The sequence below is a fragment of the Asticcacaulis solisilvae genome (assembly GCF_052327315.1).
Taxonomy (GTDB): domain Bacteria; phylum Pseudomonadota; class Alphaproteobacteria; order Caulobacterales; family Caulobacteraceae; genus Asticcacaulis; species Asticcacaulis solisilvae_B.
On sequence record NZ_CP166196.1, the window covers coordinates 1649172 to 1667792 of the forward strand.

16 protein-coding genes are annotated in these 18621 nt (G+C 62.1%); 7 read left to right on the forward strand and 9 right to left on the reverse strand.

From position 1 onward, the window contains the following. Positions 1-37 precede the first annotated feature (37 nt). On the forward strand, positions 38-2239 hold the full coding sequence (locus tag AB8717_RS07570; protein ID WP_443750419.1) for a polysaccharide lyase family protein: 2202 nt from the start codon (positions 38-40) through the stop codon (positions 2237-2239). On the opposite strand, the gene AB8717_RS07575 is transcribed toward AB8717_RS07570, so the two are convergent. The 5 genes from AB8717_RS07575 to AB8717_RS07595 form a co-directional block, all read right to left on the reverse strand. Beyond that, positions 2233-4416 (reverse strand): TonB-dependent receptor, encoded by a 2184-nt coding sequence (locus AB8717_RS07575; protein WP_443750420.1) that lies wholly within the window; start codon positions 4414-4416, stop codon positions 2233-2235. The genes AB8717_RS07570 and AB8717_RS07575 overlap by 7 nt on opposite strands. Positions 4417-4429: 13 nt before the next feature. Then, positions 4430-5410: an AAA family ATPase gene (locus AB8717_RS07580; protein WP_443750421.1), complete on the reverse strand. Its 981-nt coding sequence runs from the start codon at positions 5408-5410 to the stop codon at positions 4430-4432. Continuing rightward, a complete protein-coding gene (pnuC, locus tag AB8717_RS07585) occupies positions 5407-5973 on the reverse strand; it encodes a nicotinamide riboside transporter PnuC (RefSeq protein WP_443750422.1) in 567 nt (188 codons plus the stop codon). The genes AB8717_RS07580 and pnuC overlap by 4 nt, the downstream gene beginning before the upstream one ends. A 94-nt stretch (positions 5974-6067) precedes the next feature. After that, entirely contained in the window at positions 6068-6916 is an 849-nt protein-coding gene (gene bla, locus AB8717_RS07590; protein WP_443750423.1) for a subclass B3 metallo-beta-lactamase, read from the reverse strand. 239 nt (positions 6917-7155) lie between these two features. After that, positions 7156-7377, reverse strand: coding sequence for a hypothetical protein (locus AB8717_RS07595; RefSeq protein WP_443750424.1), 222 nt, complete (start codon positions 7375-7377; stop codon positions 7156-7158). A 174-nt stretch (positions 7378-7551) separates the two neighbouring features. Here AB8717_RS07595 and AB8717_RS07600 point away from each other — a divergent pair, with 174 nt between their 5' ends. After that, a complete protein-coding gene (locus AB8717_RS07600; protein ID WP_443750425.1) occupies positions 7552-7968 on the forward strand; it encodes a hypothetical protein in 417 nt (138 codons plus the stop codon). Between the two features lie 6 nt (positions 7969-7974). Here the strand turns inward: AB8717_RS07600 and AB8717_RS07605 are convergent, their stop codons facing one another. Then, complete coding sequence (locus AB8717_RS07605) at positions 7975-8472, reverse strand: hypothetical protein (RefSeq protein WP_443750426.1); 498 nt, start codon at positions 8470-8472, stop codon at positions 7975-7977. A 297-nt stretch (positions 8473-8769) separates the two neighbouring features. Here AB8717_RS07605 and AB8717_RS07610 point away from each other — a divergent pair, with 297 nt between their 5' ends. The 5 genes from AB8717_RS07610 (at position 8770) to AB8717_RS07630 (ending at position 14793) form a co-directional block, all read left to right on the forward strand. Further along, positions 8770-9534: an alpha/beta fold hydrolase gene (locus AB8717_RS07610; RefSeq protein ID WP_443750427.1), complete on the forward strand. Its 765-nt coding sequence runs from the start codon at positions 8770-8772 to the stop codon at positions 9532-9534. Positions 9535-10291: 757 nt separating this feature from the next. After that, positions 10292-11593, forward strand: a complete 1302-nt coding sequence (locus tag AB8717_RS07615; RefSeq protein WP_443750428.1) for a hypothetical protein — start codon at positions 10292-10294, stop codon at positions 11591-11593. A gap of 2 nt (positions 11594-11595) precedes the next feature. Next, positions 11596-11934, forward strand: coding sequence for a winged helix-turn-helix transcriptional regulator (locus AB8717_RS07620; RefSeq protein ID WP_443750429.1), 339 nt, complete (start codon positions 11596-11598; stop codon positions 11932-11934). Then, on the forward strand, positions 11935-12504 hold the full coding sequence (locus AB8717_RS07625) for an RES family NAD+ phosphorylase (RefSeq protein ID WP_443750430.1): 570 nt from the start codon (positions 11935-11937) through the stop codon (positions 12502-12504). It begins immediately after the preceding gene. Positions 12505-12633: 129 nt separating this feature from the next. Then, positions 12634-14793 carry an exo-alpha-sialidase gene (locus AB8717_RS07630; protein ID WP_443750431.1) on the forward strand — a complete coding sequence of 720 codons (2160 nt, stop codon included), beginning with the start codon at positions 12634-12636 and terminating at the stop codon, positions 14791-14793. 239 nt (positions 14794-15032) lie between these two features. On the opposite strand, the gene AB8717_RS07635 is transcribed toward AB8717_RS07630, so the two are convergent. Genes AB8717_RS07635 through AB8717_RS07645 form a run of 3 tightly spaced genes read right to left on the reverse strand, consistent with a single transcriptional unit; the run spans position 15033 to position 18487 of the window. Next, positions 15033-15575, reverse strand: coding sequence for a carbohydrate binding domain-containing protein (locus AB8717_RS07635; RefSeq protein ID WP_443750432.1), 543 nt, complete (start codon positions 15573-15575; stop codon positions 15033-15035). A 45-nt stretch (positions 15576-15620) separates the two neighbouring features. Further along, positions 15621-17372 carry a glycoside hydrolase family 43 protein gene (locus tag AB8717_RS07640; protein ID WP_443750433.1) on the reverse strand — a complete coding sequence of 584 codons (1752 nt, stop codon included), beginning with the start codon at positions 17370-17372 and terminating at the stop codon, positions 15621-15623. After that, the gene (locus AB8717_RS07645; RefSeq protein ID WP_443750434.1) at positions 17369-18487 is read right to left on the reverse strand and encodes an endo-1,4-beta-xylanase; all 1119 of its coding nucleotides are present in this window, start codon (positions 18485-18487) and stop codon (positions 17369-17371) included. The genes AB8717_RS07640 and AB8717_RS07645 overlap by 4 nt, the downstream gene beginning before the upstream one ends. Between the last annotated feature and the right edge of the window lie 134 nt (positions 18488-18621).

The following is an 18621-nucleotide window of genomic DNA, read 5'->3' on the forward strand; positions in this document are numbered from 1 at the left end:
TTTGCTCGCCCTCCGCGAAACGCCTGAAAGGTCCGCCATGCACAAAGCCGTCCGTCTTGCCCTCTGCCTCGGTCTCGGCACGGCGTTGTCGACTTCGCTGGCGCACGCGGCCGCCCCGCACGTCGCGCCGGTTACCGTAAACGCGCCGGTGACCCTGGTCGATAATGGCGACAGCTGGACGCTCGACAACGGCATCGTCAGGATGACCGTGCTGAAGAAGAACGGCACGATCGGCCTGTCGAGCCTTTCCTATCACGGTGTCGACATCGTGCCGAACCGCAACGAGTTCTGGGAAGCGACGCCGGGCGGGCAGGTGACGGCGACCATCACCATCGATCCCGCGACGAACGGCGGCGAGCGCGCCGAAGTTTCGATCAAGGGCATAAACCCGGGCGGCGGCCCCGAAACCGCCAATGACGGCACGCAGGGGCCCGGCAAGCTGAAGAACGGCGGCATGGACATCGAAGTCCGCTATACGCTGGAGCGCGGCACCAGCGGCTTCTACACCTATGCCGAATACAGCCATCCGGCGTCGTACCCGGCCGCGGGCTTCGGCGAGAACCGCTTCATCCTCGAGTCGATGAACAAGAGCTTCGACTGGCTGAGCGTCGACGACGACCGCAACATGCTGATGACCAGCGACGACGACCTGCAAAAGGGCGTGGTCATCCACGCCAAGGAACAGCGCATCCTGACCTCGGGCCTGTACAAGAATTCGGTCGAGCACAAGTACAGCTACAACGCCATCATGTACAAGCTGAAGGCCTGGGGCTGGTCCAGCACGAAAGACCATGTCGGCGTCTATTTCATCAATCCGTCCAACGAATATATCGGCGGCGGCGCCGAAAAGCTGGACCTGATCGACCATATGAGCGGCACGCTGCTCGACTACTGGACCAGCGGCCACTATGCCGGCGGGGCGGGCAACCACATCCCGCAAGGCGAGGACTGGAAGCACGTCGTCGGCCCGATCTTCGTCTATATGAACGCACTCGACAGCGCCGAGGATGCGTCGCCCAAGGATCTCGATACCTTCCAGGCGAGCTATGGCAGCGGCGATCCGGCGGTGCCGAAGGCCTGGCGCGACAACGCCCTGGCCCTGTGGAACGACGCGGTCGAAAAGTCGAAGGCGGTCAAGGCCGCCTGGCCCTATGCCTGGGTCAAGGGCATGGATTATCCGCTTAAGGCGGACCGCGCCACGGTCAGCGGCCAGTTGGTTCTGGACGACGCGCAGGCCGCGACCAGGGCGCTGCCGCACCTGACGGTCGGCCTCTCCCACCCCGATTACCAGAGCAATGCCGGCGGCTATCAGACGCGCTATGGCACCGGCACGACGGTGACCTGGCCGCACGACGGCAACTACTACCAGTTCTGGGCCGACGGCAGCGACGACGGCCATTTCAGCATCCACAATGTCCGTCCGGGCCACTATACGCTGCATGCCTTCGCTGACGGCGTGCTGGGCGAATATGCCCGCGCCGACATTACGGTCGAGGCCGGCAAGGATATCGACCTGGGCAAGCTCGACTGGCAGCCGGTGCGCTATGGCCGCCAGGTGTGGGAGATCGGCGTCGCCAACCGCAATGGCGACGAGTTCTACAAGGGCGACGAATACTGGCTGTGGGGCTGGCCGCTGCGCTATGGCGACCTGTTCCCCAAGGACGTCACCTATACGATCGGCAAGAGCGATTACCGCAAGGACTGGTTCTTCGAAGAGGTGCCGCATTCGACGACCGACGCCTGGAAGAACCCGGCGGCGAAAGACCCGCTGAACCAGCGTTTCGGCTGGGTCAACCTGCCGGACGGCCAGAAGGACATGTGGCGCGACTGGGGGCAGGGCCGTGCCACGACCTGGACGGTGAAATTTAAAATGCCGAAAGTGCAGTCCGGCACGGCGGTGCTGCGCATCGCCCTGGCCGGAGCGGACGGGCTGGCGCCCAATACGCCGGGCCTGGCGATCGGGGTCAACGGCCAGGCGGTCGGCGCGCTGCACCCGGTGCAGACCAACGCCCTGCGCTACAATACCGACAAGGGCGTGTGGTACCAGTATACGCAGACCTTCGACGCCGGGCTGCTGAAATCGGGCGACAATACCATGACCTTCACCGTGCCGGCGGGCGACGTGACGACCGGTGTGGTCTGGGACTATGTGCGGCTCGAGGTCAATGACGGCAGCCAGTCCTACCCGGTCCCTCCAGCCGATGGGCGCCCGGATATGCCGCGCGGCCCGGCTCAGTAGCTGCGGCGGAAGCGCAGTACAGCCGACAGCGGCGGCAGCGTCACCACCTGGGGCCGGCGGACCGCCGGGTCCGCGGCCTCATACTGCGCATAGCCGAGATAGCCGATGTCGCCCAGATTGACGCGCGCATCGGTCAGGTTGCGGATGTCGAGCGACAGTTCGCTTACACGCCAGCGCACACCGAACCGGGCATTGACGATGGCATAGGCTGGCCGCACCAGGTCGCTGCTGCCGCCGCCATTGCCCGACACGCTGTCGCCCGTATAGGCCAGGTCGCCGGTGACAAAGGCCGCCGCTCCGCCGCCGACCGGCCAGCGGTAGGTGCCGGACGCCGTCGCTGTCCAGCGCGGGATCTGATAGACGCGCGCCCCGGCAGCCTGGCCCGACACGCCGGCACGGGTGATGCGGGCGTCTTCGTAGCCCATGCCCAGCCGAACGTTCAGCCGATCGCCCAGCCGGCCAGCCAGTTCGAATTCCGCGCCATTGGCGGCGGCCGCGCCGGCATTGGCGGTGATGATGAAGGCGCAACTGGGCAGGAAGACGCTTTGCTGGATGTCGCGCCAATCGAGGTGGTAGATCGCCCCCGTCACCAGCAGGTTCGGATCGGACAACTGATGCTTGGCTCCGGCCTCATAGCTCCATACGGTGTCGGCGCCGTAGCGTTCGGCCTGGTCCGCGCTCAGCCCCAACTGCGACAGGGAGGCGTCGCACTGCGGGATCACCGCCTGGCCCGAGCCGCCGGCGCGGAAGCCCTTGGCGGCCGAAACATAGATCTGCGTGGCGTCCGATGGCTGATACGACAGGGCGGCCTTGGGGCTGACGCCGCGTTCCGTGTTTCGGCCTGGTACGCCGTCGCTCAGCCCCCCGTCGAGATAGCCATCGGCCAGCAGGTGATAGGTCTGGGTCAGCCAGTATTGCCGCGCGCCCAGGGTCACGGTGAAGCGGCCCACGGGATAATAGAGCTCGCCGAACAGGGCGGCGTTGCTTTGCGTGTCGCGGATGTCCGACAGCCAAATCAGGTCGTCCGGCCAGTAATCCGCGCCGGCCAGGCCCGTAGCGCTGACCGGCGGGATGACGAAGTCGTCGTGGCCGCGCGAATAAAAGACGCCGGCGATGCCGTTCAGGCCCGCCGCCGCGCCGAAGGTCAGGCGCGTTTCGTGCGAAATTTGGCTGCGCGTGCGCCGGCTGGTCCACACATAGGGCTGATCGTTCAGCGGTGTACCGATGGCGGCCAGAAACTGCGCAGTGCCGGTGGACGAGTCCTCTACTTCGTGGATCGTGCGCTCGAAATAGCTGGTCGACGACGACAGCGCCCAGCCGTCGCCGCGATACGCCAGATCGAAGGACGGCATGAACCAGCGGTCGGACGCCTTGGGCTGGATGTCGAAGGCGCGCGGCAATTGCGCCAGCGGCCGGAAGGCGGGCAGGGGCGCGAAGGCCGCCGGGAAGCCGTAGTCGTCCTGGCGCTGCGCCATCACGCGGAAGGTCAGGTCCAGCCGGTCGTTGGCGTGATAGAGCGTTGTGGCGGAAAGACCGAAGGCCGACTGCGCGCCCTGGTCGCCGATGCGGTGCCCGTCGACCGTCCGCTTAAGGAACCCCGCATCGTGGGCGCCGAAGACGACCAGGCGCGTCGCCAGCGTGCCGGGAACCCACACCAGGTTATCGGTGAACGACAGGCCGGCGTCAGGGCTGCCACCGCCCGACGTCGCGCCGGCTTCGGCGGCGAGATCGAGCGAGGGCCGCATCAGGAACGGGGCGGTGCTGATCACCTTGACGCTGCCGCCCAGCGAGCCTTCGCCGTAGAGTGTGCCCTGTGGCCCCTTGAGCACCTCGATGTGGTCGATATCCAGCAGGCGCGGATCGATCGACCCCGGTACGGGCGTCTGGTCGATATAGACGGCGGTGGTGCCGGCGCCCGACACGCCGCGTATGGCCAGGGTCCGGGCGTCGCCGACGGCGGTCGCGCCGTTGCCGTAGGCGAAGGACAGGTTGGGCGTCTGCGTGGCGAAATCGCTGAATGCGCGGATGCCGAGGTCATCGATCGTCCGGTGCGAGAACACAGTAACGCTTTGCGGCACGGCCAGCAGGCTTTCCGGGTGTTTGCGTGTTGTGACGACGACCGTGTCGTCCGGTACGGCCGCGCTTACGGCCAGGCCGATGGCGAGTGCTGTCAGCATGAAATCCCCCTTTTTAGTCCAAGCCCGGAAAGGCCGTGCGGATCGCGTCGATGGCGGCCTGTTCGCGGGCCTCCCCCATGCCGTGAATGACGACATAACGCAATCCGCGCCGCTCCAGCTCGGCCCGACAGGCATCCATGAAACGGCGGCGGTCGGCGATATCGGCAAAATAGCGCGTGCCATCGTCTTCCCATGGCAGGTCGATATCGCACAGCAGATAAAGGTCGGCGGGTTCGGCCACGGTGCCGAGCCCAGGCGTGCGGCTGCCCAACAGCATGTCCGACCACACGGCGGTCAGCACCGTGTCGGTGTCTTCGACCAGAATACGGCTAGCCTGGGGTTTCGCGGCGGCGACACTGGCGGCCTGCCCCTGGGCTATGCGCTCCAGGTCGGTTGCGTCGACGCGCACGCCGAAGACGCCGGTATAGGTGCGGGCGTATTCCGGCACGAAGACCGTATCGAAATGCACCGCCAGCCGTACAGCCAGCGACGACTTTCCGGTCGATTCCGGTCCGAACAGGCAGACGCGGCGGACAAACCAGGGCCTGACCGGCGCGGGGATGTGCGGCCAGTGGCGGAAGGGATCGGTCCGGATCATCGTCGCGGATACGGGCACGGCCTGCCGGCCGGGATCGACGGGGACGAACCGCGCGCCGGTCTCTTGCGCCAGTCGGACCCCATAAGGCTCGGACGCGAAGACGACGTCGGGCTGCCCGGCATAGCGGCGGACGACATCGCGCCAGATCGGCCAGAAGTCGGGATGGGCTGCCGGTTCCTGCGGCAGGGGCTCGTGGCACCACTGCACGTCGCAATCGGGAAACAGGGACCGCATCCAGGCGAAGCGCTGTTTTCCCGGGATGGGATCGCCGTCGAGGGAACAGACCAGAATGGTCAAACGGCGGCAACTGGCGCGGGCGAATTCGCACAGATAGACGTGGCCGTTGTGCGGCGGCATGAACTTGCCCAGGATGAAGCCGGTCTGCGGGCGCGTCATGACGCGGCCTGCAGGCGCAGGACCTTGCGCCAGTGCAGCCAGCCGTAGGCGGCGTTGGCCAGCAGCACAGTATAGACACCGGTGGTCAGCCACAGGTGCTGGTTGGCATAGACCGCGATCGACGCGGCGTCGGCCACGGCCCAGACAATCCAGTTCTTCATCTGCTTGCGGTCGAGCAGGACCTGCGCCAGCACGCTGAGCGCCAGGATGGCGGTATCGCCGACCGGTGTCCGGGCGTCGGTAAAACGATAAAGGCCAAACGACACCACGGCGGTGAACAGGGCCGCGACGACTCCCAGCAGCGCTACGATCCGCCACGGCCAGTCACTGATCGGCGGCTCACGGCCGCGATCGCCGCGCAGCCAGAACCACCAGCCGTAAAGCTGGATCAGGGTGAACCAGACCTGCAAGCCTGCGCTGGCATAGAGCTTCGCGTCTCGGAAGACGAAGAAGAACAACACCGTGGCGGCGATGCCGACGGGATACAGGCTCTTCTTCAGGTAGACGGTCAGGACGACGCTCAGGACCGTGAACAGGTTGGCCAGGATTTCGAGGACGCTCATCGGGCGCCGTCACGGATCGATGTGGTCATGCTTTCCCCGCAATGCCCACCGGTCTGTAATCGCTTTGACGACACCCTGCAACGGGCGGGGAGGGCTACTTCCCCGCCTGTTTCGCCCGTTCCTTTTCGAAATCGTCGCGGGCGTCGCTGACGATATGGCCCAGCAGTTGCGGATCGACAAAGGCGCCGGTTTGGCCGGCCTTCACCCTGGCCTCCCGGCCCAGCACATCGGCGAATTCCGGGTGGGCCGGCAGCACTATATCGGCCTTCATGGCGCCGACCGTGGCGAAGCTCTGCTCATAGTCGCGCACGATGCCGGGATAGGCCGTGTTGTGCACCAGCACATTGCCGGCGACCGTCAGGCTGCATGGGAAGACGACGGTCAGTACGCGGTTGGGCTCTATGACCTCGGTCGACCAGGTGGTGCAGCCGCGCGTATGGCCGGGCGTGAAGGTCGCCTTCATGCGCACGCCGCCCAGCGCCACGCCTTCCCCGTCCTTCAGCACGCGGTCGACATGAACCGCCGGGAAATGGCCGCGCGGATAGGTGGTCTGGCCGTCGTGCGTGCCGTGCTCCAGCGCCCAGCGGTCGCCCGGCGAAGCATAGAAGGCCGCGCCGGTATCCCGCTTGATACGCGCAATCCCGCCGGCGTGGTCGGAATGGGCGTGGCTGTTGAGGATGATCTTCACGTCGCGCAGTTTGAACCCCAGCGCGGTGATGTTGTTTTCGATCATCGGCGCCGCAGCCTCAGGCCCGCCATCGAGCAGGATGGCCTGCTTGCCGGCGACGACCAGATAGGCGCCTATGCCCTTGGTGCCGACATAGTAGACATTGCCGGCGACGCGAAACGGCGCGGTGGGCGTCGTCCAGTCGGGATTGTCCTGGGCATGGGCGTTCGTTGTCAGCGCCAGGGCCATGGCGCTGAATGCAATAGTTAATTTCATGATGTGCTCCTGTCGCCCAAGGGATAGCCCCGGAAGGTCAGTCAGGCAAACGATGAAATTTGGGTTCAGCTATAAGAAAAATTTGGGTCTGACATGGGCGGTCCGTCCGGCATCGATGCGCCGGGCGGACCTTTAAGCCTGGAGCATGATGACTTTAGCTTCGCTCAAATCCATGCTCCAGGTCTTTGTTTTGTCGCGCAATGTGTTCAAAAAGTGCGTCGCACTTTTTGGATTGCGCTTTAGTGGCGGTGGTGGCGGCGCCAGTGATGATGGCGGTAATAATGCCGGCGCGCATGATGGCGTGCCCGATGGGCGGCATGGGCGTAGGTGGTCGAATGGCCAGCCGGCGCCATGGTGTTGCGTCCGTTCGGTCCGTTGTTGCCGGTCATCTGCGCGTCGGCGGCCGTCGCGGCCAGACCCATGGCAGCAGCGGCCAGGATCAGGGAGTGAATGATTTTCATCGCGTTTCCTCTCGGCGCGAAGTGCGCCACGCTATCGAGTAAGCGGGTGGCGAGAAAGACGCGCCGGGTAAGCATGCCGATAAAATCAGGAATCGATAAGCGAGGGCACCCTGTCGCCGAAGTCTTGCGGGAGGCCAGCGGGGGGATTAGGCTTCTTTCAGGGAGGGCCGTACAATGAAGGCGCTGGTATCGATCATTCTTATCCCGGTTCTGGCCGGCGCCCTGTCGGGGTGCATGACCAGCCATGGCGATGTCGTTATTATCGACGACGGCCGTCCGGAGTGGGGCCAGGCGTCGCTGGTGGCGGGAAGGCCCTACGAAAACGCGCGGGCGACCCTGGTGAAAAGTGGCCTGCAACCGCTCGCGCAGGAACACGCCAGGCCTTCGATCATCTGCGACGACGGCTTCTGCAAACAGTACCCGGAGGTCGTCGAATGCTCGGAAGAGCATCTGGGGACGTGCACATTTGCCTATCGGGACACCCGCACCGGGGCTTATGTCGTCGTTGAGACGGTTGGAGACCGCGAGCCGGTGGTCAACGGCGTCTGGATCGTGGACGACAACTACATCGCGCGCATTCATCGCACCTGAGCGGCGCTACACCCGCCGTCCGGCGGCGCCCAGCAACCCTCGCGAATAGAGCCTGTGCAAGGGAATCAACTCGTCGAAGCCGAGGCCCAGCCGCACCCGGCCGTCCGGCGAGATGCGCTGGGGCACGATGGCGCTGCCGAACCACAGCCGCGTTCCGCCCTGGGGCAGGGGCTCGACCATCAGCCATGACCGCGTCTTGCGCATGAAGTCGCACATGACGATCTGAGCGTCGTCGCGGTCCTCGACCGTCCAGGCGGCGAAGCGCGACCGTTCGCCCGCCGCCAGGGCGTGTGCCTGGGCGTCGCTCGACGGCTTTGCAACCAGCGTCGCCAGCACCAGCCTCTCCATTTTGAACAGGGGCGTGGTGTAGAAGGCCGCGATGTAGCGGGAGAGCGTCACCGCGCCCGGCACGTCCAGATAAAAGGCGTCCGTATAGGCGCTGGCGGCGCGGTAGGCATTGAGCAACGACGCCGTGGGCAGATTTGGGGACGCGACGACTTTCATGGCTTTGGGCCCTCCGGCGCAAGACTGCACGATAAGGCCGGATGGTGAAAGCCGACATGATGTCGCGGCCCGCGCCGGCTGAGCCGGCGGTGTCGCGGCCCGTGCCGGCTCAGCCGGCAGTGTCGCGGCAATGTCATACCCGGATGACAGTATTTCGGTTATGGTCGCACGGCCAGTGAGTCCCTGGTCCTTATCCCGTCTGCATAGCTTACGTCATCCGGCCGTACTGCCGCGTCCGTGACGAGTGATTTTCCAAAAGGCAATTTGCGTTTATCGATACAACCTATGGAGATTATCATGTCGAAAAATTCCCGTATAATTATCGTTTCCGCCGCTGCCGCCCTGACCGGCCTTGCCGCTACCAGCGCCCTGGCCGCAGCGCCCAAGCCCACCGTCGTGCTGGTCCACGGGGCGTTTGCCACCGCCGCCAGCTGGGACAAGGTCGCCGGCATCCTGCGCGCGAAGGGCATTACGGTCGCGACCGTCGACAATCCACTGACCTCGCTGGCCGACGACGTGGCGGCCACCAGGGCGGTGCTGGCCAAGCAGACCGGTCCTGTCGTCCTGGTCGGCCATAGTTGGGGCGGCGTGGTGATCGGCGAAGCCGGCGACGACCCCAAGGTCAAGTCGCTGGTCTATGTCGCCGCGTTCGGTCTCGACAAGGGCGAAAGCATCCAGGCGATCTCGGCCGGCTCGCCCCCGCCGGCGGGTATCCACGCCCTGCGTCCTGACGCCAAGGGCAACCTGCTGGTCGATCCGGCGCAGTTCCCGACCGTCTTCGCGGGCGACGTGCCCGTCGACGAGGCGAAAGTGATGGCGGCGGGGCAACTGGCCGCCAGCCCGGCCATCTTCGCCGCGACCTCGACGGTCGCGGCCTGGCACGTCAAACCGAGCTATTACGTGGTGTCGTCGAACGACCAGATGATCCCGCCCCAGGCCGAAGCCTTCTTCGCCCAGCGCATGAAGGCGACGACCATCACGCTCCCGGCCAGCCATGCGGTTATGGTCTCGGAACCCGACAAGATCGCGGATTTGATCATTCAGGCGGTGGACGCCAAGTAGAGCGGTTAAAGGATTGGTGAAAGCAAGGGGCCTCGCCGCACCTTCCCGTTTTTCGTAGAAAAATGGGGACAGCCCGGAGCGTTAGCGTAGGGTGGTGGTGGTGGTGGTGGTGGTGGGGTTTCTTGCTTTCGAACCCCGGTCATGCCTCAAGCCCGGCCGGGGGGCAGCATACTGTCGCCTCCGTATCTCGGAGCAACATCGCCCTGCGCAGCGTTGCTCAGACGTCGAAACCTACGTTGCCAATAGAAACAGCATAACCCTTCGTCTTAACCTACAGATTTATTCCTCTCCGCAGGGCGGACGGGGAGGGGCGAGCGCATCCTTGGTAAGGCTGAGGTCAGAAGGGCAGACCATGTGCACGCTGTGCACCTGGACCAAGCGCACATGACGACATTCACCATGTGCACCGTGTGCACAGTAACCCTTAGGCTTAACCCTCAGATTAAGATTTACGTCTTCGCCAAGAGGCTTGGCGGTATGCGGAACTGACGTCGATGGCCGCAGCAATGGGGCGCAACAAGCATCGCGCATGACGACTGACGGCTTCAATTTTGTGGGAAAGAGCGAAAATGAAGAGGGATTTCATAACCTGCCCCCGAAATCCGAAAATCCGACCCCGAAATCCGAAATTCCGCGCGATAAGCACAATCCTCCATGTCTGGCCCATCAAAAGTGACAAATTGCATATTAATTTCATAATTTGAATTTATGAAATTGATATGCAATATATATGTAGAGCCACGAATCGAGTCTTCTCATGACCAACGTTGTCTACCTCCATAAGCCTGACCCTATCGCTCAATTCCTGCGAGTGGGGCATTCGGCACACCGTAGCCTGGAGCACCTTTTGTTGACGGGAAATCTCCCATACAGCAATTTTGTGATAGATGCTGGTGTTTATTCCAAGCAATTGGAATTTATATCAATGTTAAAAAAGGTTGGAAGAGAGGTTATACTTGATACAAATATAGCTGAATTGTCGGCTGTTGGAAAATATCAAGGTGCAGCCAAAGGGGCGCCTTGGGCGAATGGCGAAAGAATACTCACAGAAAGTGACCTCAGGCCCGGGGCGAATGATCATATTATTGGGGAAATTGCAAAATTTGCTGTTGAAAATGGCGTTGACCGTGTTCTGGCGCCGGCGCATTTTTTGGTGGGGGCAACAGATGCGTGGTTTAACATTGATATCGCGGCTTGTTCCCGCTTGAGAAGTGCTCTTGATATTGAGGGAGGTAAGAGTATCGCTATTGATTATCCGCTTATCATTTCAAATAAAATTTTGAACGATGAATCTCAGCGGCGCGTTATAATTTCTGCATTGCAATCGGTTCCCTTAAACAGTTTATGGGTAAGAGTTTCTGGATTTGGTAGTGATGCGACGCCGGTGGGCATTAGAAAATATATTTCTGCGGTTCAGAACTTCCATGCGCTCAAGATGCCGGTCGTTGCTGACTTTTTGGGTGGAATGTCAGGTCTAGCGGCACTATCTTTTGGTGCTGTATGCGGAATTGCCCATGGAGTAGCTGAGAAGGAAAGGTTTGACGCTACAGCGTGGAGCAAGCCTCCAACTCCAAAGGACCCCGAGAAGAAGCAGGGCGGGATAAACTCTTATCATATGCTGCTGCCTGGCATCGACAGGCTGTTAAAAGCTGAACAAGCTAAGGCGCTGGTTGACTGTCCATCTGGGCGCCGACTTTTGTCATGTAATAATCGTTCATGCTGCCCTCGGGGGTTTGAAGATACGCTTAGCGATCCAAAGAGGCATTATTTACGCCAGAGAGCTTTCCAGTGTGAGGCAATTTCTGACGTTCCTGAGTTAAAAAGGGCGGAACATTTTTTGAATGATAATTTGGCAAATGCTGATCGAGTTGCCCGAAATCTTACAAAATTGAAGCCAACGGACCCAGTTCTGAGTGGGCTCTTGGAAAAGAATGCAAAGAGATTGGATGGCATGAGGTTTGTATTGGAGGATCTCATAAAAACGGAAGGTCAAGGTAGTCGATCTCCAGCCTTTTCAAAAGCTCATATTAATAATGTTTCTAGTATATTTGGGGGGTAAACATGTCTGTTGCTGTAAAAAAAATACTTGAACATTTGCAATCGGATGGCGGGTTGCAAGGCAAAGATATTGCTAATATCGTTTCGGTGTCGCCCGCCACTGTGTCTCGCTGGACCAATGGCAAGGCCTCTCCGGATCTCAGGACACAAACTGTTATTGCTGAGCTAAGGTACGTTGTTGACCGGCTTGCCGAATTTTACACACCAGACGAAACACGCTTATGGTTGCATGCGCCGCATCCGCTGCTAAAAGGAGAGCGTGCTATTGATTTGATCAATTCCAATCGAACTGAGGAGGTTCTAGGGGTGATCGAAGGCTTGGACACGGGGACTTACACATAAGTGGCAGCAGAATTAAAAAAGGCTAGGGACTTAGGAATTCTCGACAGGCTGGACTCGTTGGAGCGAACCGAGTTCAAGCAGGATGTTTGGCGGGTATGCCGAACTGGGCGAGACCCGATTTTGGGAACCGCTTCGGCTAGCCGGTGGTGTAATGGCGAATTCGACGTGCTATACACGTCCTTAACAGCCGATGGCGCCCGTGCAGAAATATTTGCTTTTTTGAATGATCAGCCTGTTTTCCCGTCGAAAATTCAGTACAAATTGCACAAGGTAAGTGTTACATGTGCGGATGCTATTGTTTTGCCAGATATGGATGCGCTCGGTAAGCTTGGAATAGACGTCAGTCGCTATCGCGATAGGGAATATTCGGATACGCAACAAATAGCTGATGCGGCGTATTTTCTTGGGTTTAACGCACTTGTTGCCCCGAGTGCTCGCTGGCCATGTATGAATGCCATATTATTTACTGACCGTTTAGGACCTGCAGATTTGAGCTTAAATGAAGCGGCTTCTACGGATATTGATTGGCAAGCTTGGCGTAGGTCGTCCGTCCGGGGCGCTCACGATTAGATATTCGATAGCGCGACAGTTGGCTATTTGTAACCGATTTCACTTCCGCGTACCGTCATTTCCCGCTATCCCTCCGACGCACAGAATCGGAGGTCTGGCATGGCTGTATCGTGGGGAAAATCGTGTCTGATGGCAGTATCACTGCTCGCCCTAAGTGCGGCGGGTGAGGCGGCTCCGAAGCTGCAACCCTACACCTGGGCCACCATTCCGTTCGGCGGCGGGGGGTATATCGACGGCTTCCTTTATCACCCGAAAGTCCCGAACCTGCTCTATGTCCGCACCGATGTCGGCGGGGCTTATCGCTTCGACTACGGGCACAAAAGCTGGATTCCACTGATGGATGGGTTCGGCAGGGGTGACTGGGACTGTTTTGGCACTCTGTCGCTGGCGGTCGATCCCAATAATGCGCAGCGTCTGTATGCCACCTGCGGGCTGTACCTGTCCGACCGCGTGCCCCAGGCTGGCGTCATCGCGTCCGACGACCAGGGCAGGACCTGGCGCAAGACGGTCCTGCCGTTCCGGCTTGGCGGCAATGCGCTGGGGCGCGGCACTGGCGAGCGGTTGCAGGTCGATCCGAAGAACGGCGACCGTTTGTTCCTCGGCACCAACCAGAACGGGCTGTGGGTGTCGGCCGACCGCGCCAAAAGCTTTGCCCGCGTCGAGGGCTATCCCGAAAAGGGCGTGACCTTTGTGCTGTTCGGAGACGGCGTCATCTATGCCGGATCGGGCACCAATACCAGCGAATGGCAGGGCTCGGACGGCGGCGGCGTCTTCGTCAGCCGTGACGATGGCAAGACCTTCTCCCTGATCCCCGGCTCGCCGAAGCTGATCCCGCACCAGGCAGCGATCGATGCGGGCGGCGCGCTCTATGTCACCTTTGCCGACGGGCTGGGGCCGCACGGGGTGACCAATGGCGCGGTCTACAGGCTCGATCCGTCCGGCGCGTGGACGGATATCACCCCGGCCAGGCCGTCTGCCACCGAGCCGTTCGGCTATTCCGGGCTCGATCTCGACCGTTCGCATCCGGGTACGCTGGTGGTCTCGACCTCGGACCGTTACGGCACGACGCACGACGACCTCTATGTCAGCCACGACCGCGGCGCGACCTGGAAGGGCGTCAGCCAGGCGGCCGTGCACAGGATCGACGATTATCCCTGGCTCAAGGCCTATATGGGCGGCGACGACAAGGACGGCGGGGCCAGGCGCAATATGGGCCACTGGATGGACGCGGTGAAGATCAACCCGTTCAACGCCGATGAGCTGGTCTATGGCACGGGCTACGGCGTGTGGATGACCAGGGACCTGTCGGCGCTGGATACCGGCGGCACGGTCGCGTTCGACTTCGCCGACGCCAATATCGAGGAGACGGTGGTGCTGGGGCTGGAAAGCCCGCCGGTCGGGCCGCGCGTGCTGATGGCGGCCGGCGATGTCGGCGGGACGGCGTTCGATGACTTTTCCAAGAGCCCGTCGCACGGCCTGTTCACGCCGGAAAACAAGACCAACCAGTCCGTCGCCTTTGCGGCGCTAAAGTCCAATGTCGTGGTGCGCAGCGTGGATTATGAAAAGGTGCGCGGGTTTATCTCATATGACGGGGCCGAGACATGGGCGCCGCTGCCGTCTTCGCCCCCGCCTTTGGCCACGGCCGACTGGCAGAAGCACCGTGCCGGCAAGCTGAGCATCTCGGCCAAGGCGACGTCTATGGTCTGGGTGCCGGAAGGCGAGGGGGCTTATTACTCGAAGGACGAAGGCAAGACCTGGACCTTGTCGGCGGGCTGGCCGCAGATGGGGCGCGGGGCGGAAGTGGTGGCCGATCCGGCAAAGGATAGCGTGTTCTACGCCTATGATCGCAAGGCGGGCGCGATTGTCATCAGCGACGACGGCGGGGCGACGTTCCGGAGCCTGTTGTCGGGGGTGAGTACGGACGGCACGCAACTGCGCGCCATGCCGGGCCGGTCGGGCGACCTGTGGCTGGCGACGGCGACGGGGCTCTATCGCGTGTCGGACGGCAAGGCTGTCGCGATCAAGAACGTCGATGCGGCCTGGGCGGTGACCTTCGGCAAGGCGGCCAAAGGGGCGAAGACGCCTGCGGTTTATATCTGGGGCAAGGTCGAAGGCGTCGAGGGCCTGTGGCGCTCGGACGACGCGGGCAGGGGCTGGGTGCGGATCAATGACGATGCGCATCGCTTCGGCCAGATGCGCGCCATCGCCGGCGATCCAAGGCGGTATGGCGTCCTGTATATCTCGCCGGACGGACGCGGAACTATGGTGGGGGAGCCGGCTTCGAAATAGGGCCAGGCTGCACCTCCCTGTCGCGAAGCGATGGGGAGGGGGACCGCACGACTGAAGCCTTGCGTCAGCAAGGGTGAAGGAGATGTGGTGGTGGGGTTTCTGGCTTCCTTTTCACGCACCTGCGGCAGGAAGAAAGTAAGAAACCCCACCACCACATCTCACCGCTTCGCGGCTCGTGCGGTCCCCCTCCCCATTTTCTGCGAAAACGGGGAGGTACAAGGCTGGAGGAGCGCTGTGGCCTAATACGTCCGCGACATGTTGAGGACAAAGGCCGGCCCCAGGTCGACCGTCTGTTTGGCGCCGTTCAGGTGCACGGCAAAGACCAGCTTGCCCTTGTCGTAGTCCTGGTCGATATCGCCCTCGACTGAGTAAAGCTGCCACTGGTCGGTGATGGCGAAGTCCTTCTCCATCACGCCGGTATAGGGCGCCGAATTCATTTGCAGGCGGCCGTGCAGCGTCGTGCTGGCCGGCGTCTTGGCCTTGAGCCACACGGCGCAGACGACATGATCGCCCTTGGTGAGCTTCTGGTTCACGTCGACCTGGGCCGCGGCGGCGTAGGATTCGCCGACGCCGGTGGCGGACGCTTCGATGGCGTTGCCGCCCTGGACCTTGTCGTCCTTGATCTTCTTGTTGGTCTGTGCCGCGCCGTATATCTGCCAGGATCCGACGTTCGGATTGCTGACCAGATGCTTGGTGATGTCGTCCTGGGCCTGCGCGGGGGCAGTGAAGACAAGTGCGGTGGCGATCCCTGTTAAAACAGCTAAGCTTTTGAGCGGAAGCATGTTTTCTCCCTTTATAAGTTTTTTATAAAGAGAGATTAACGCGGATTATGGCTTTTGGCCATAGGCATAAAGCCCGACGATCGTACCGACGAAGCCGCCGGCCTTGGCGGTCGACAGGTTGGTCGCGTCCACGTTGTCCTTAAGCACGCGGGCCTTGCGCCCGGCGCCGAAGCTGAATCTGGCCAGGCCGCCGTCTATATCGAGACGGATCGTCACCGGGCCTGACGGCGCGGGCATGTAGGTGACGGGCTGGCCGTCGATGGGATCGCCCTTGCCGTCGCGGCGGCTGACTTCAAGCACCGTCTGGCCCTTCACGCGCGAAAGCCCGTAGAACAGGTAAAAGTCGTCGTTCTGCAAGGCCATGATGCCGGCGCGGTCGCCGTCGCGCACCGGACGGAAGCTGACCGTCGTCTGGAACGTCATGCCGACATGGCGCTGACGCAGGCCGATAAAGGCCGGGTGCGATTTTTCATCGCCGATCGCCTCGGGCAGGGCCTTCAGCGTGATCTTTTCCGGGCTGCCGGCGACGGTCAGGAAGGGCTGGCCGGGCGTGCGCACCTGCAGCCATTCGTATTTGGCCGCGCTATAGCCGACCCGCTTCGTCGCGCCGGTATAGTGCGGCTTGCCCGCCGTCTGGTCCTTCGGCAAATCGACCAGCAGCGGCACCGGATCGCCCTTGGACAGGATCAGCGGCCAGGCCACGCCTTGCGCGTCCTTGCGCCACGACACGGGCAGCATGAAGGTCTGGCGGCCGGTATTGTAAAGCCCGCCCTCATAGGGCTGGGTGCCCAGGAAGACGGCGTACCAGTCGCCCGCGGGGGTCTGCACCAGGTCGGCATGACCGGTCGAGGTGACGGCCAGGGCGCGGGCGGGATCCAGGTCGCGTTGCGTCAGGATCGGGTTGCCGGCATAGGGCACGTAGGGGCCGTCGATCTTGTCGGAGCGGAAAACGACTTCGGAATGGTTCTCCGACGTGCCGCCTTCGGCGCACATCAGGTAATAGGCGCCGTTCACATGATAGATGTGGGGGCCTTCGATCCATACGGGCTTTTTCGAGATATCGCTGCCGCCGTTGACCAAGACGGTGCGCGGGCCGGTCATCTTTTTCGCGACGGGATCGAAGCGCTGGAGCCAGATGGCGCGGTGGCCGTTGTACAGGGGCTGGCCTTCGGGCGCGTCGTTCCACACGACCCAGGCCTGGCCGTCGTCGTCCCAGACAATCGACGGATCGATGCCGCCGAAATCGAGCCAGGCGGGATCGGACCACGGCCCCGCCGGGTCCTTGGCCGTGATGACGAAATTGCCTTTGCAGTCGACGCAGGTATTGATGATCCAGTAGAGGCCGTCATGATACGAAATCTGCGGCGCGAACACGCCGCGTGACGTGGCCAGCCCCGAGAAGTCGAGCTGGTTCGGCCGGTCGATGGCGTTGCCGATCTGCTGCCAGTTCACCAGGTCCTTCGAGTGGAAGACCGGAATGCCGGGGTAATAGGCAAAGCTGGAATTGATCAGATAGTAGTCGTCCTTGACGCGCACGATGCTGGGGTCGGGATAGAAGCCCGGCAGGATCGGGTTCTCATAGACCGCCTTGTTTTGCGGGTGCTCCAGCAGGTCGGTCGTGCTGTCGTACGATGTCCCCGTAAAAACGGCGACGCCCGCCGATCCGCCAGAAATACTGGAATTCGGAGCAACGGGCGCGGCCTTGACGGGCTTGTGGCCCTTGAGCTGGAGATAGGGCACCGGGTCGGCAGAGGCAGAACCGGCGATCAACAGGGCAGCAAGGGCTAGTCTTTTCATCGGGGCGAGGCGGCCTTGAAGGCGTCGGCGATGGCAGCGGTCAGCGGCTTCGGCTTGAAATCGGCATCGAAGGGGGCTGGGCGCAAGGGCTGCTTGTCGTCGCGCGGGGTGAATCCTTGCAGCCAGTTATAGCGGTCGGTAATGCCCCAGGCCAAGACATCTTTTGTCTGCTTATACGACAGGCAGAGGTCGAGATATTCGCGGCCGATCTTCGCCACCACGGCGTCGCGCTCGGCAATGGTGCCTTGCACGTGGCGGTCGTTGACGTCGAATTCGGTGACCAGCAGGTCGAAGCCCAGGCCCGTGGCGGTATTGAGGAAGTCCGTCCACGCCTTGACGTTGCCAAGCGTGACATCGTGGTCGGTGCCGAGGTGGCTTTGCAGGCCCAGCGCGTCCACGGGGACCTTGTTGTCACGGAACCAGTGCAGCAGGGTGATGACGCCGTTGCGATGGACTTCGCCGCCGGTTTCCCAGCCCATATAGTCGTTGTAGACCAGCTGCATGTGCGGCAGGTGTTCGCGCGTGGCCTCATAGGCGATGCGCAGGGCGTCCATGCCCAGCACGCGGGAAAAGGCGTTTTCGCGCACCTTGCCGGTCTGCGGATCGATGGTTTCGTTGACCACGTCCCATGAGGTCAGCGCCGTGCCGTAATGGTCGGCGACGGTGGCGATATAGTCGCGCAGCAGCTTTTCGGCGGCGACCTTCGGGTTCGGGCCGAAGTCGTAGGATTTCAGCCATTGAGGCGTGAATTCGTCGCGCGCCCAGAACAGGTTGTGGCCGCGCATGGCGATATTATGCGCCTTGGCGAAGGCAAGAATCTGGTCGCCCGGGCCGAAATTGTAGTCCTTCGCATTGTTGTTATGCGTGACGTACATCTTCAGTTCGTTTTCGGGCACGATGATGTTGCATTCGCGCGCGATCAGCGCCGCCACGTCCGGATCGGACACGCCGCCCTTGCCGGCGGGTACGGCGGTACCGAAGCGCAGGCCCTTGGCGCGGGCCAGGTCCGCCAGGGACGGGCTGTCGGCAAAGGCGGGCAGGGCAGCGGCGGCTGCACCGGCGGCCATGAGGCTGAGGGCCGAACGGCGCGTCAGATCATTTTTCGAGTGGATCATTGGTTCTCCCTGTTGTGTTTTTTGCTGTTACCGCTAACAATGTCACCGTTGGGGTAGGGCGTCAATTGAACGGCGGCGGATTTCCCCAAGCGTCATATATTTCGCGGATTCGATAGGAATCGGTTAAAGGTGGC

Bases quoted from the DNA above. Each gene is read 5' to 3' on its own strand.
- AB8717_RS07570 (WP_443750419.1), top strand. From the start codon at position 38: ATGCACAAAGCCGTCCGTCTTGCCCTCTGCCTCGGTCTCGGCACGGCG.
- AB8717_RS07575 (WP_443750420.1), bottom strand. From the start codon at position 4,416: ATGCTGACAGCACTCGCCATCGGCCTGGCCGTAAGCGCGGCCGTACCG.
- AB8717_RS07580 (WP_443750421.1), bottom strand. From the start codon at position 5,410: ATGACGCGCCCGCAGACCGGCTTCATCCTGGGCAAGTTCATGCCGCCG.
- pnuC (WP_443750422.1), bottom strand. From the start codon at position 5,973: ATGAGCGTCCTCGAAATCCTGGCCAACCTGTTCACGGTCCTGAGCGTC.
- bla (WP_443750423.1), bottom strand. From the start codon at position 6,916: ATGAAATTAACTATTGCATTCAGCGCCATGGCCCTGGCGCTGACAACG.
- AB8717_RS07595 (WP_443750424.1), bottom strand. From the start codon at position 7,377: ATGAAAATCATTCACTCCCTGATCCTGGCCGCTGCTGCCATGGGTCTG.
- AB8717_RS07600 (WP_443750425.1), top strand. From the start codon at position 7,552: ATGAAGGCGCTGGTATCGATCATTCTTATCCCGGTTCTGGCCGGCGCC.
- AB8717_RS07605 (WP_443750426.1), bottom strand. From the start codon at position 8,472: ATGAAAGTCGTCGCGTCCCCAAATCTGCCCACGGCGTCGTTGCTCAAT.
- AB8717_RS07610 (WP_443750427.1), top strand. From the start codon at position 8,770: ATGTCGAAAAATTCCCGTATAATTATCGTTTCCGCCGCTGCCGCCCTG.
- AB8717_RS07615 (WP_443750428.1), top strand. From the start codon at position 10,292: ATGACCAACGTTGTCTACCTCCATAAGCCTGACCCTATCGCTCAATTC.
- AB8717_RS07620 (WP_443750429.1), top strand. From the start codon at position 11,596: ATGTCTGTTGCTGTAAAAAAAATACTTGAACATTTGCAATCGGATGGC.
- AB8717_RS07630 (WP_443750431.1), top strand. From the start codon at position 12,634: ATGGCAGTATCACTGCTCGCCCTAAGTGCGGCGGGTGAGGCGGCTCCG.
- AB8717_RS07635 (WP_443750432.1), bottom strand. From the start codon at position 15,575: ATGCTTCCGCTCAAAAGCTTAGCTGTTTTAACAGGGATCGCCACCGCA.
- AB8717_RS07640 (WP_443750433.1), bottom strand. From the start codon at position 17,372: ATGAAAAGACTAGCCCTTGCTGCCCTGTTGATCGCCGGTTCTGCCTCT.
- AB8717_RS07645 (WP_443750434.1), bottom strand. From the start codon at position 18,487: ATGATCCACTCGAAAAATGATCTGACGCGCCGTTCGGCCCTCAGCCTC.